Here is a 13,011-nt window from a genome sequence, read left to right on the forward strand (position 1 = left end):
GGTTATGTTCCATAATTTCCTGGTTATGCGAGATTATCCTGTGGCTCCTGCCCGGCAGGCTGTTCTTTTTCGGACGGCGTGGGGAATAGGCCAGGATTCTTGGCTTTAGCTTGCCTAATCCGTTCCCTAATTCTTTGCCGTCTTTCTTCTTCCAGATTTTCTGTGGTTTTATCCGTGGCAGACTGATTTGCAGCGACTGGCGTCCCGGTGACAGGTTCCGGGCGATCATCCTGTGGCTCCTGCCCGGCAGGCTGTTCTTTTTCGGACGGCGTGGGGAATAGGCCAGGATTCTTGGCTTTAGCTTGCCTAATCCGTTCCCTAATTCTTTGCCGTCTTTCTTCTTCCAGATTTTCTGTGGTTTTATCCGTGTCGGACTGATCTGCAACGACTGGTGTCCCGGTAACAGGTTCCGGGCGATCATCTTGTGGCGGTTGCCCAGTAGGAGGCAACGGCTCACCATGATGGTTCGCATCGGTTTCAGGCGCAGGTCCTGTTACCACACGCGCCTCAGGGTCTTGAGCTACAGACGACTGAATTGGATGTTTGCGGTGCTCTTTGTATCGGCTAGCGACCTGGATTTCGCCGGCCAGATCCGGTGCCGCAGACCGAAACGAATCGAAGGCCTCAGTCACCTTGCTCTTGATGCGTGTATTGAGACCGGGATCGCGGTTGACCACCAGACACTGTTGGTTAGCCGTCGTATCATAGAGGACCTTGGCAATCTCCAGAAAAGCCTCTTTGAGGCGGGCGGCAGGGGCTCCATGCTCCTTGACGATCATCTTGACCTCACCGCGTTGGTATTTGTCGGCCATGACCCGTGACTCCTCGAGGAGTTTATCGGCGGCGGTCTCTAGCTCAATGAGGGTATCCCGGTAACGGCGGAAAACCTTGTCCCAGGCATGAGCCAACTCACTGTAGTTATCCCATGCTGAGTCTTTAGGCTGGTACTCGCGCACGAGATGAGTGATCGAGCTACTCTGCTCGTATTTGGGGTCGGTTGTCCTGCGGAGGACTTCGACTTCTTCTTGGTCGAGCTCGTCAGTCGGTAGTGGCAATCCAAAGAATGCCAGTTTTCTGAGGGCTTCCAGGCGCATTCGTTTTTCTGGATGCGTTTGCGCTGTATTCTGTAGATCAACATTGGCTCTTTCCTCTTGCTCTTTGCGCCATTCTACATACTCCGGGATTTTTGCGAGTTCTTCTTTACTTTTATTCACTTCCATTCGCGCGAAATAAAGGGCTCTACTGAATTGGTCGTCAGAGTTATATTTATCTTCCGCATTGACCTCTGTGTACTTAACGTCGATGTAATCCTTTTTCGGCCGCATACGGGGCGGCGTGACCACATCCCGGACGGCGGCAAGAATGGCTTCTTCGCGCTCATCGTGGTAGTGGCTCAGTTCGTTTGGTTTTTTATCCTCATCGTAAGCAGGATTAACGATCTGCAGTGGATAGGTGTCAAGTTGACCTTGCTGAATATTGAGGGCGGCCCAGTCGCTGGCGGATACCAGGCGGGCGTCTAACTCATTGCCGTCCTTGTCGTACTTTTTGATATAGAGCTGGGTGCAGCAGCGCACGGCCACGGCCTTGGAGACGCCCCAGCGGGATACGATCTCGTCGGCGACCAGTTCTATGTTCTGGGCGGTTTGGGCGTAACGCTGGATAGTTGTTTTACCTACGTTCAGTTCTTTAGCTAGTACCTCAATGGTTCTCGAATTTAATGTACCCACTTTGGGTACATTATTTTCACTCTCGTTCTGGATCCTATCTAAATCATTTTCTTTAGCAGCATTCATGCTGCCCAATGGCGCACCAACCCGCTTCTTCTCCTGCAAGTAGCGTAGTCCAATCATGTACTTGCGCTCGCACTCATTGTAATGCGAGCGGTGCGTCTTGAGGCGGATGGCGGTGCTGATGGCCTCCTCGAGTGTGTGGATGTCCTCATTAACGATCCATGGGATGCTCTCCATAGGTACCTTGAGCTGCTCAGCGATGCGCAAGCGGAGATAGCCATCGACCACGATATATTCGGTGATCTCGCGCTCGTCGGTGGTAATCCGGGTGGTTCGCCAGAGGATGATGGGGACCTGGATGCCGTTGATCGCAATGTCATTACTCATGCGGTCATAGGCCATCTGCTCCGGGAGCAGGCTCAATGCCTCAATATCGGGATGCCGCCGAAAGCTCTTGCGGATGCTGGTGGGGAGCTCGCCGTGCTCCAGGTTCTCACCCAGTGGGGTTTCGCCTGGCTGGTAGGGCGTGCCGTAGTTGGCCCCGTTTTTGTTGGTGTTGCGTGCTGGCTGCTGAAAGAGGCCGATCATGTCATTTGCCATAGATTTCATCCTGTAAAATGAGATTATTAATAACTACCGAAAAAGTTTTGTACGTCGCTTAAAAAGCTTAAGTCTCAAAAAAACCTTTTTGCTTTTGTTTTTTCGGTTTCCGATCACAAAAAGTTACCAGAAATATTGGTCTGCCTCTGGCGCCGCCTGAAAGGGGCGCTTTATCCGGTTAGCATTATGATCTAACTATGCTTTTTCTGATAGTGCGGTTTTTTAGGTGCCTAGGTATTGCGCTAACCATACCATCTGTCGCACTATGTAGGCATAAACGCCAGACAGGAATCGCCCCTATGCCGCTAAAAACCCATCCCTTTGTCCGTCCATTTCCGCCGGAAACCACACTGGATCTCTATGACCCTTTGCAGATCGAATCCCTGATCCATCGGCTGGTCCCCCATCCGGAGGGCCGGGAGATGAATCAGTCCGAACGCGCGCTCTGGAATCTCGCGGAGTATCTGTTCAAGAATCCACAGACCCGAAGCCTGCAGGGGGTCTCCCCGCCCTTTCTCTCGGGATGGATCACCATTCAGAATGAACTGCAGCAGCAGTTCCCGCATTTTGAGGCGGTCACGGAGATCCTCCGGGATCATTGGCATCTGGCCTACCATGCCCGTACCGGCCTGCAAATGCCGCCTATCCTGTTGCTGGGGGAGCCGGGACTGGGTAAAACCTTTTTTGCCGCGCGCCTGGCCCAGTTGCTGGATCTGGAGTATCGCTACCTCTCCATGGCCACAACCACTGCAGGCTTCGTCCTGTCGGGGATGGACCATAGCTGGTCCGAGGCCAAACCGGGACAGATCTTCCAGCAGCTGGTGTATGGCCGTCAGGCTAATCCCCTGGTACTGCTCGATGAGATCGACAAGCGTTCGACCGACATCCGTTACGATGCGCTCTCCCCGCTGTACAGCCTGCTGGAAGGGCATACCGCGCAGCAGTTCTGTGATGAGTTCTTTCCGCTGCCCCTCGATGCTTCGCGGATTCAGTGGGTGGCCACAGCCAATACCCTGGCGAGTGTTCCGGAACCCATCCAGTCACGCATGCGGGTGGTGACGGTGCGTGCGCCCACCCGGGCAGAACGAGAGCAGATTGCGGGGAATATCTATCAGGACCTGGTACGTAAACAGCCCTGGGGATGGCTGTTTGATCCGGAGCTCGATACCGGCGTCAGTACCGCAGTAGCGGAGATCTGTCAGACCCCCCGGGAGATCCGCCAGGTTCTCGAGCAGTTGTGCGGCCATGCGGTGCAGCGTCTGCAGACATCGTACCCCCAGGCCCATGCCCTGCAGCCGACCCTCCAGGATCTGCCGCAGCGCCGGCAACCCGCAGTGGCGGCCTTCGGGTTCACCCTGAAAATGCAGCAACCGTCGCAGGCCTGTGCGGGATGACGGGGTTTTGCCGAGGGAGAGACGATGCGTGCTGAGATAACGTACAATGGGTATCACTATACCGCGCCTGGGCGCGGTAGCCACTGCGCACTCAGGACGCCTATGCAATGCCCCCAATGTAAAGGACCCACCCATGTCCTCACCAGCCGCTTCCGGGCGGTCAAGCACAGCACCAACCGCCGGCGGGCCTGTCTGCAGTGCGGATACCGCTTCACGACTATTGAGATCATTATTCCTGCGGGCGTACGGGCGGACCCCGAAGCGTTGCGGCGCGGGCTTCCGGAATCAGAATCAGAAACATCGGAAGAGCCTGAAACCACAGACGCTACAGACGCCACGGACGCCACAGAGCCGGAGTAAGCCTTCCGTGGCGGCAACCATTCTGCCCGCAGGGATCTATGCTGAATGAGAGACCGAACAGGAGCTATTGAATGGATACGGACCCGACGACAGAACCTTTGGAGGATCCCGATGTACCGGTTTTTCTGGATGACGGCTCGTTACGATTAACGCCGGAAGAGATGGCGCACTATAGGCGCATGACACGACGCAGTGCCACGGTGAGTACGTTCGTGAACGCATTGGTCGAGGCGGGTTTTACACGGTCCCGATTGCGGGAAGGAAGCGACTTCAACGGGCTATTGCCGCCGCCAGGCACTACGAGCAAATGATCACGGGACTGTGGCAACCGGCAGGCTGCTTGTGCGCAAAGGCATCCGCGTCAATGCAGTGAGACAGGTGGTAGCCGATTTTCTGAAGGATTACCCAGTGTTGCGCAGCATAAACTAAAACTTGTTATTGCCGAGAATCAGGAGGATTTATTCTATGGACGACACCCGGAATCCGAAGTCGGACCCATCACCGATATTTATTTCCCCGGCCGATCTACCGTTGGATTTGGAGCCACCTCTTTTTATGACCAAGCGGGCCTCCAGCGAGGACTTTCACATGAACTGCGCGGACATTTTTCACGCAACCCCTTCGCATCCGACGAAAAAAAGAAACGTTGCCCACATCCCCTGTGATCATGACGGCAACCCGAAAGGTACGTAACGATAGCCACGGGATTGGAGAGATTTAGCGAGACGCTCCGAGGGTGACAAGGAGATCGCCATTTTTCGGGGTAAATACCCAGCAGGGATGTTTGATGGATGATTCGCAAGAGGAAAACCTGGAGAAATATCAGGATGGTATCTGGCTTCTCAAGGGGCCGGTGCATTTACCCCTGCCGCATTCCGTGACCCTGATGCGGTCTGTCGAGGAATTCAACCGGAAGTGCAGGGACACGTTGCCCTCCATACGGGCGCTCATGGCGAAAAGCGCACCGTCGTCGTAAGCACTCCAACCGTACGTTCCACGCTCAAGGGCTGGATGATGGCGGATCGGCCACAAACGAATTATATTCAGTCATGAAATGTAATTCAGGTGAAGGGTATGCGAAGCACGATCACAACACGCGGGCAAACAGTGATTCCCGCAGAAATCCGCAAGCGTTTCGGGTTGGGGCCAGCAGATGGTCTGGAATGGATAGCGGAAGGCAAAGAGATTCGCGTGGTGCCCTTGCCGCGCAACCCGGTTGCGGCATTCCGGGGGCAGGGCAAGGGGCAATCCACTGAGCGTTTGCTGAATGACCGGGATTGGGAGCGACAACGGGAATGAGCGCACCGGTCTGGATACTGGATACGTCTGCACTGTTGACCTTGCGTGACGATGAGCCGGGCGCGGATCGGGTAGCTGAACTCTTGGAGCAGGCCTGGCGGGGAGAAGGGACGTGTTGTGCCTGCTTCATGACTGCGATGGAATTGCTCTACCGCGTCTGGAAGGACGAAGGAGAACCTGCGGCACGGCTGGCCTACGAACAGGCGCAGTCGTTACCCATTGTCTGGATACACGAGAGTCCGGAATTGCTGGAGGCTGCCGCCGAAATCAAGGCAAAGCACCGCTTATCGTTAGCAGACGCCTGGATTGCGGCGACGACCCTCCTGCGCAACGGGATTTTAGTGCATAAAGACCCGGAGTTCAGCAGCGTTCATATTCAGCAGGAAGCCCTGCCCTTCAAGTAGAGAAAGCGGCGGAGCAGCTGCGAAGCGGGGAACTTGGGCGTATTTTGGGCAAAGCGCCACATTTCACGGCACGCTACCTGCTGCAATGCCTGTGTTTACTGATGATTGGACCGGTCAGACCCTCGGATTATCAATCCGATGGTCTGGATCATGGCCGTTACGGTAACAATATAGGTGGAAAAGTACACAGGAATGGCTTGCATGTAAATTTGGTGTTCTTTATATTGTAATTGTTTTCTATAGAGAACGATCCATGGATAATCAGGCCCTTCAAACCATTGCGCGCAACATCCAGACGATTCGTGGCAAGTCCGGACTTACCCTTTCGGGCCTTGCGCAGCATTCTGGCATCGCGAAATCCACTTTGTCTCTTTTGGAGAGAGGGCAAGGAAATCCAACCATAGAAACCGTCTGGGCAATTGCTAACGCCTTGAATGTACCTTTCAGTCATATTATCGATGGGGTGGAAGCCGTCAAAAGCTTTTCCGAGGACGGTGATCAGGATAGAGAAAAAGTTCGTTTTGTAGAACGATATGGCACCAACCCTCAAATTGAAGTCTATGAAATGACTATTGCCGAAGGACATAGTCGTGTTTCCAGCGCCCATCCTCCAGGTGTATTTGAACGCGTCATTGCGCTGCGTGGAGAAATGTATGTTGGCAACGAGACGGATGGCACATTGCTGCGTCCAGGACAAAGCCACGCCTTTGCTGGCGACTCGGAACACACCTATACCGCTCTCAATGGACCATCTACTGCCCTGGTGCTCATAGAATACCGAGAGCACAATACACAATCAGACAGATATAAACTGATTCGTGGATATCCACAAAGCGCAGCAGAATGGGAGGGGCTTCGCTCTCTCGTTGATCGGGCCATGATTGACGTGACTCATGGCGTGAGCGGTTTTTATCTCGAATTGCGCGGATCCAATAGCGATATTGTTGTGGCGGAAAACCACTTAGGCTTCCATTCCTCCGGATTTCAATGGCCACTGCTGATCTTCACAGGAAAAAATGATCAAGGTCTTTGGATCGCCGTTCTCCCACAAAATTTTGTGAATGCTTTTACGTTGCGCATGGATCATTTGGGTGATGCTGTACCAGATGTTTTGCTTTCAGCAATTCGACTGGCAGCTACTGCTGAGCAAATGCCCGGCATGGTGGATAGTGATGTCATGTTGCTGGAACCTGTGACAAAGTCATCGACCCTGGTACTCGCAACACTCGCTTATGAAGTGGCTCTCCAACATGGATATTTATTAATTCCCAGGCAATGGTTGTCCCTAGCGCAGCGGGATGTAGACATACCGTCAGACGCATCAGGTGAAGATTTTTCCAGTCGGATCAATGTGGATTACTATACTACTTTTGAGTTGCTTCATCCTGCTTATGCGCGTCAGGTAACCGCTTTGGCCGAGGATGTCCTTACATTTGATCCACAAGGCGGAAAAGGTCTCTTCATTGATGTAGGAAGCGGCCCTGGTACAGCGTTATTCATGCTCATGGAGCTTCTGCCAGAAGCGCGCGCCACAGCCTTGGAGCCGGACTGTGCAGCATTTGCTTATTTGCTCAATAACACCAAAGGTCTGGCGCAATTACGCTGCGTTCAAGAAGATTTTCTGATATTTGACAAGCCTGATGAACCTGTTTCTGTTATTACGTCTGTGGGGTCTTCCCATCATTTTAATACAGCTTTTATGCTACAAAAAGCGTGGCAACTTCTTGTCAAAAACGGAATACTCTGCATTGCAGATGAGTTGCTTCCGAGGTTTACTGATCTGGAGAGCCGGAATAATGCTTTGATACGTCATCATGTTGCCTATGTACTTTCTTCCATGGCAAAAGTGGATGTATTGAATATGGAAGGTAACGATTCGACAGAAATACATATTTATCAATATATACGCGAAAAGCTGATTCACGCCTTCATGTTGTCCATCCAAAACCAAACAAGTACGGCTGTCAAATATTGCCGGAATTTATTTGAGTATATCAATCAGCGCATTGTTAGTAAAAATTCATCATCAGATATTGGCGCATTAGTTCGCTTCTATGTATTAGAAATTCAGGCGATGGTCGCAGGATTTGACTATGAAATTGAGCGTAAAACTTATCCTAAAAAATTAGTCTCACTTGCTTATGGTGCAGGGTTTGAATTATTAAATCACCGACGGATATTTGCAACGACAGGTATCGACGAATGGGAGGGCGGAACGCATGTTTTTACGTTCCGCAAGCGTGAGAGATCGCGTTTTGAAGAACTTTGAAGAAGGCTGCTTTATCAGCGGACTAAAAGCAAGTATGCCCATTGTCGCGGGTTATTTACCTATTGCTATTTCTTTTGGGCTTATATCGGTACAATACGGACTTAGCCCATATATGACGATCTTGATATCAGCGGTCATTTTTGCGGGCGCCAGTCAGTTTGTCTTGGTTTCGCTAATTTCTAGCGGAGCAGGATTTTGGGATCCCTTGGTTGTCGTTCTACTGATGAATTTTCGGCATGCATTTTACGGCCCGTCCTTCGCACGCAAACTGTCACCTGATCATGCACGTTTCCCGCGCGCATGGTTGGCAGCAGGGCTCACCGATGAGGTTTTTGCGACATCCCTCTCACATCTAAGCAAAGTGAATGAGCAGCATCGTGAAACCTGGTATAGCGGTTTACAGATAGGGGCTTACACAGCGTGGGTGGTAGGTACGGCCATCGGTGCCATTTCGAGTGGGCAGATAACGCATCTGCCTATTGTGCATCAAGCCATTCATTTTATTTTGCCTGCACTGTTCATGGCATTGCTTTTAGAGTTCACGTCTCGGAATTCTTTGATTTTGGTATTTGTTGCTGCCAGTGTGACTGCAATAATGTTTTTTGTGCTACCGACCTATCAGGCGATGCCAATAGGCATGTTAGCCGGGGCTCTCAGTATGAGTTGGAGGAAACCGGCTCATGGCTAACCCACTCTGGTTGATCATAGTTGCGGCCATAGGCACATTTTTGCAGCGATTTATCCCATTTTTTATCTCGCATACGACAGGAAAGAGGCGAAACAGAAACTCCTGGTGGGAAACTTTTCTGGAAGGTATAGGCCCAGCCGCTATTGCCTCGCTGTTAATTATATCCTTGAGTTCAGATGTGCACATTCAGTCTACCTTCCAGGTTATTGCCGTATTGGCAGCTCTATGTGTTGTTTTTCTGGCTAAAAAATTAATGGGTGGGGTCGCCATCGCAACATTACTGGGAGCTACAGTGTATGGCCTGATATGCTGGGCTTATGGAAGCCTATAGCAATCTCGTGACAGCAAGTAACCGTGATAATGACTGCCGAATTGTTCAACAAGAGGAATTCACAGCTTCGCATGGCGTTCGAAATCCTCTACTTCCAAGAAACTGGTATGTTATATACCGCAAATGACAGGTAACCATAAAATCTCTCTTAAGACATAGCGCGAACTGTTTAATTAAATTTTTCCTATCAATCCTGAAAAGGCACGTTTATGGATGTTTTGTTTATTTATTTTTTGCTTACGGCTTTTATTATCAATATATCTCCTGGGCCAGCCATGATGTTCGTGCTCCATCAGTCCCAGAAGAATGGGAGAAAGGCTGGTCTTTTTGCTGCACTCGGAATTGAAATTGGCGTATTAATTTACGTCCTGCTTACTGCATTCGGTGTCAGTGCCATTTTCAAGGAATATCCATCTGTTTATACCGGGTTGCAATTGATTGGAGCCGCATATCTCCTTTATATCGCCTACCTTAGCTGGCCCCGTAAGAAGGCCTCGAGCGGTCCCGTGGCCGAGTCTCGTCCCAATCATAAGGGCACATTCTTGAAAGGCGTGCTGATTAATCTGACGAATCCGAAGATTGCTTTGTTCTTCTTGAGCCTAATTCCTCAGTTCGTTCCGCAAGGCAGTAATGCCATGACCTTTGTTTTCTACGGTCTGATTTTTAACTTCGGCGGCATTATGGTGAACTTCTCGGTTGCTCTACTGGCAGACAAGGTCAATCGTCTGCTTCGGAATGCGGCATGGTTTGATTATGTGCCGCCGGTTCTCTTCATCGTCATTGCTGTTATTTCCATTAAGGCACGTTTCTGATGAGCTTCATTCTTGGCATAACTTCCACGTTCCCTCTTGTGGCGGCCAACGTAATATTCTATGTCACTGTCGGTTCCGCATAACATGGGATAGTCTTCTTGTATATTTGGTTGAGACAGAATGCATCATTCTGTCTCAACGGCGTTTTTCTCTCTATCGCTAATATACTGATTCTCCTCATACCCGACAAGCCGAAAAACCGGGTATCATGAGACATTACAAACACTGTGGAGATTTTGTCTGTGTCTGAACATTCAAGCGTACTCCCCAACATCCCGAAAAACGCCCCGGCAGCTGGATTTTTTTGCCGCTACAACAGAAGTTCCTGAAGCCGGCCACGTTTTTCCTCCTGGAGACGGCCGCAGCACTCTTTGAACCCGAGGAGGCCATCTCCGAAGGTGGTCCGTCGCGTGTGGTGAACGCGCCGACCGACCACTCGTCGTCTTGCGGCGGTAGAAGCGGATCGTAGACACCTGATGCCGCTGGAAACCGACCTTCATCAGATAGCGGATCATCACCCCTCTGACGGGGCGAGGCAATGTCACATACCGGAATCGTTGGACCAGTGCTTTGCACCGTGGTTACACTCTGGCTACCCATTATCGGCCGGGAGTAGACATTGCATGTATCACGACGAATACCATCACCATGAAAAGATCGGCTGGCTCCGAGCCGGCGTGCTGGGTGCCAACGATGGCCTACTCTCGACATCAAGCCTCCTTGCCGGCATCGCTGCCGGGCAGGCAAGCCACGAACAGATTCTGCTCGCTGGCGTTGCGGCGATGGTCGCTGGGGCCTTTGCCATGGCGGCGGGTGAGTATGTATCCGTGAGCTCACAGGCCGATACCCAGGCCGCAGATCTCGAAATAGAAAGGCGCGAACTGGAAAAAAATCCTGAAAAAGAACTGCTTGAACTCAGGGGCATCTATATGGCGCGTGGCCTTAGCGAGGCGCTGGCCCAGCAGGTAGCAGCCCAGCTTATGGAGCATGATGCACTTGCCGCACATGCCCATGACGAACTGGGCATGACGAAAATGGCAGCGGCGCGGCCCACCGAAGCGGCACTGGCTTCCGCTACTGCCTTTGCATGTGGTGCCCTGTTCCCGGTGCTGATCGCCGCCTTCGTCCCCCACGGCGGGGTATTATCAGCCCTGTATACGACCAGCATCCTCCTGCTGGTGTTCCTCGGTGCGGTCGCTGCCCGGGCGGGTGGCGCCTCCATGGTGAAGGGCGCCGTCCGCGTGGTCTTCTGGGGTATTCTCTCAATGCTTGCCACCACACTGATCGGCCACCTGCTCGGTCAGGCGGGCATATGACTGCTAACGCGCCAATCTGAATCGATCGTGTCGAGAACCAGGTGCGCTGGCAAAATCAGAGAATTACGACAATCGGGTGGCTCGTTTCGGGATTGTCCACGAGAGGCCACGGAGAGTCTATTTACACCCAAAAGCTCAGTGCACCGGGCCGTAACACTAGACATCACTTCTGCTCCTTTAGGGTAGCAAGTCGGCGCTTCAGCTCATCCCCGAGCTTGGCCAAACCTTCACCATTCGGCAGGTACCTAATGTATCTAATTGCAGCCACATCGAACGGAACATCCCCGGCTGACTGCGCTATGAGGACCACACCTCTACCAAGAGTATGAGCAATGCCAGTTTCGTAGAACACGTTAGCATTGCGGCCGCTGAGGTCGCATACTACGACGGCAGCCTTGCTGAGCAGGAGAGCGACATCCTGAACCACATGGTCGTTCTCCCAGATATCGTCCGCGCGCTGGCAAATCATGCCTATCTCAGCGATGGCCGACCGCAGAGCTTCGTACACGGGCTTGAAGGCGGCATCGAACGGCATCATGACGGCTACTAAGTTGTCGTTCACAGGCACGTCGGGAAGGTCAAAGACCTTGGGTTTTGTGCGCTGACCGATTTGCCGTTTCAAAAGAACCTTGAACAGATCAGCATCCTTGATGGACCAGTGATTCCGGGATGACTCTGGAATTGAAGCGGTCGTATTGATCTGCAGGTCGTCAGCCGCAGTTCCAAACAATACTGCATTCGGGATCAGCGGGAGATCTGGATCTGAGGCGTATTCAAGCTGATACTCGGCACCAATTAGCTGAACACGCGTGAGAGTTACAATCCGCGCGGCCGGTTGGTTACCGTCACAACCATTTTCATAGGCAATAACTGTGGGCAACTGCGTCACGGCCTGAGGATCAAGCACGTCTCCTGGCGCAAACCTAGACTCGATGTGCTTTGCCGTGTACTCGAGGGTCCGATCGCGACTCATCGTGCCGCGAGAAGAGCCCCACCCACTTGGTCGTATTACTAATAGGTTGAACAAATAGACCTCTCTAATCGGTCAGTCCATGCAGGGAGCAGTATTCGCAGATGCCAACCAACATTGGATGATCTTCTGTGGGTTGAGATAGAATGTGCTATTTTGGTTTCGTGGGCAGGCTGGTCGGATCCGGGTTTTTATGAGACAAAAAGCAGTATCCTCTCATTTTATGCTGGTCGCACATTTAACCACCCCGTGGCCGCCTACCCCGCCGGGCCTTGCCATGTTCTTCCAACAAAGCTTCCCCCCGTTCCTGCAAGGCCTGCGGATCTTCCTGAAGGGCTTTTTCAATAGCCGCGATAAAGTGTCGTGCATCCCATTCCGGTGCCAACACCTGTGCCGCCCGCACAAAGCGCTTGTCCTGCTCCATTCGGTCCTTACGGGCTGTAGGGGACTGCATCAACCGTTTTTTCGCCGCCTCGATTCTGGCCAGTGCCGCTTTCTGGCGTTCCAGAATCTCCGTCTGCTTTTTCTCCAGATCGGCCAGACGCTGTTCCGGAGTGCGCCGCACCCGTTTTTTCCCTTCAGTCACGTTTTCTCCTTTTCTGTTCCTCAGTGATTCACTTTCCCGGCAAACTCTTTCCCCGCCTTGAACTTGATACTTTTCTTGGCAGGTACTTCAATTTCCTGTCCCGTAGCGGGATTCCGGGCCTTACGCGCGGGTTTGTCCACGATTTCAAACGTACAGAATCCGGGAAAAGTGATTTTACCGGCCGCAGGCAATTCCGTTTCCAACGTATGACGGAACACCTGAAAACATTTTTCCGCATCCACTTTGGACATC

15 protein-coding genes are annotated in these 13,011 nt (G+C 52.2%); 11 read left to right on the forward strand and 4 right to left on the reverse strand.

What is annotated here, in order from left to right; translation table 11 throughout:
- Positions 1 to 23 precede the first annotated feature (23 nt).
- A complete protein-coding gene (locus H7F11_RS15230; protein WP_075323888.1) occupies positions 24 to 2,330 on the reverse strand; it encodes a hypothetical protein in 2,307 nt (768 codons plus the stop codon).
- 299 nt (positions 2,331 to 2,629) lie between these two features.
- Between H7F11_RS15230 and H7F11_RS15235 the strand changes: the two genes are divergently transcribed.
- The 11 genes from H7F11_RS15235 (at position 2,630) to H7F11_RS15285 (ending at position 11,203) form a co-directional block, all read left to right on the forward strand.
- Positions 2,630 to 3,724: an AAA family ATPase gene (locus H7F11_RS15235; RefSeq protein WP_075323887.1), complete on the forward strand. Its 1,095-nt coding sequence runs from the start codon at positions 2,630 to 2,632 to the stop codon at positions 3,722 to 3,724.
- A gap of 24 nt (positions 3,725 to 3,748) precedes the next feature.
- Positions 3,749 to 4,084 (forward strand): hypothetical protein, encoded by a 336-nt coding sequence (locus H7F11_RS15240; RefSeq protein WP_143214941.1) that lies wholly within the window; start codon positions 3,749 to 3,751, stop codon positions 4,082 to 4,084.
- Positions 4,085 to 4,155: 71 nt separating this feature from the next.
- Complete coding sequence (locus H7F11_RS15245; protein ID WP_075323885.1) at positions 4,156 to 4,395, forward strand: hypothetical protein; 240 nt, start codon at positions 4,156 to 4,158, stop codon at positions 4,393 to 4,395.
- A gap of 476 nt (positions 4,396 to 4,871) precedes the next feature.
- Complete coding sequence (locus H7F11_RS15250; protein ID WP_075323883.1) at positions 4,872 to 5,060, forward strand: hypothetical protein; 189 nt, start codon at positions 4,872 to 4,874, stop codon at positions 5,058 to 5,060.
- Positions 5,061 to 5,158: 98 nt separating this feature from the next.
- Positions 5,159 to 5,383: an AbrB/MazE/SpoVT family DNA-binding domain-containing protein gene (locus H7F11_RS15255; protein WP_010637510.1), complete on the forward strand. Its 225-nt coding sequence runs from the start codon at positions 5,159 to 5,161 to the stop codon at positions 5,381 to 5,383.
- Positions 5,380 to 5,787, forward strand: a complete 408-nt coding sequence (locus tag H7F11_RS15260; RefSeq protein WP_075323882.1) for a PIN domain-containing protein — start codon at positions 5,380 to 5,382, stop codon at positions 5,785 to 5,787. The genes H7F11_RS15255 and H7F11_RS15260 overlap by 4 nt, the downstream gene beginning before the upstream one ends.
- 253 nt (positions 5,788 to 6,040) lie before the next feature.
- Positions 6,041 to 8,056, forward strand: a complete 2,016-nt coding sequence (locus H7F11_RS15265) for a helix-turn-helix domain-containing protein (RefSeq protein WP_075323881.1) — start codon at positions 6,041 to 6,043, stop codon at positions 8,054 to 8,056.
- A complete protein-coding gene (locus H7F11_RS15270) occupies positions 8,007 to 8,744 on the forward strand; it encodes an AzlC family ABC transporter permease (protein ID WP_077218499.1) in 738 nt (245 codons plus the stop codon). The genes H7F11_RS15265 and H7F11_RS15270 overlap by 50 nt, the downstream gene beginning before the upstream one ends.
- Positions 8,737 to 9,075 carry an AzlD domain-containing protein gene (locus tag H7F11_RS15275; protein ID WP_075323879.1) on the forward strand — a complete coding sequence of 113 codons (339 nt, stop codon included), beginning with the start codon at positions 8,737 to 8,739 and terminating at the stop codon, positions 9,073 to 9,075. Before H7F11_RS15270 ends, H7F11_RS15275 begins: the two co-directional genes overlap by 8 nt.
- Positions 9,076 to 9,284: 209 nt before the next feature.
- Positions 9,285 to 9,887 carry a LysE family translocator gene (locus H7F11_RS15280; RefSeq protein WP_075323878.1) on the forward strand — a complete coding sequence of 201 codons (603 nt, stop codon included), beginning with the start codon at positions 9,285 to 9,287 and terminating at the stop codon, positions 9,885 to 9,887.
- A 623-nt stretch (positions 9,888 to 10,510) separates the two neighbouring features.
- Positions 10,511 to 11,203, forward strand: coding sequence for a VIT family protein (locus tag H7F11_RS15285; RefSeq protein ID WP_075323877.1), 693 nt, complete (start codon positions 10,511 to 10,513; stop codon positions 11,201 to 11,203).
- Between the two features lie 163 nt (positions 11,204 to 11,366).
- Here H7F11_RS15285 and H7F11_RS16875 read toward each other — a convergent pair whose 3' ends face one another.
- From H7F11_RS16875 to H7F11_RS15300, 3 genes are all read right to left on the reverse strand, one after another.
- Positions 11,367 to 12,110, reverse strand: coding sequence for a hypothetical protein (locus H7F11_RS16875; protein WP_207650632.1), 744 nt, complete (start codon positions 12,108 to 12,110; stop codon positions 11,367 to 11,369).
- A 301-nt stretch (positions 12,111 to 12,411) separates the two neighbouring features.
- Positions 12,412 to 12,759, reverse strand: coding sequence for a hypothetical protein (locus H7F11_RS15295; RefSeq protein ID WP_075323875.1), 348 nt, complete (start codon positions 12,757 to 12,759; stop codon positions 12,412 to 12,414).
- Between the two features lie 20 nt (positions 12,760 to 12,779).
- Positions 12,780 to 13,010, reverse strand: coding sequence for an HU family DNA-binding protein (locus H7F11_RS15300; protein ID WP_193658230.1), 231 nt, complete (start codon positions 13,008 to 13,010; stop codon positions 12,780 to 12,782).
- Position 13,011 lies beyond the last annotated feature (1 nt).

Source organism: Acidithiobacillus sp. HP-2, from assembly GCF_015100155.1.
In the GTDB taxonomy this organism is placed as follows: Bacteria; Pseudomonadota; Gammaproteobacteria; order Acidithiobacillales; family Acidithiobacillaceae; genus Acidithiobacillus.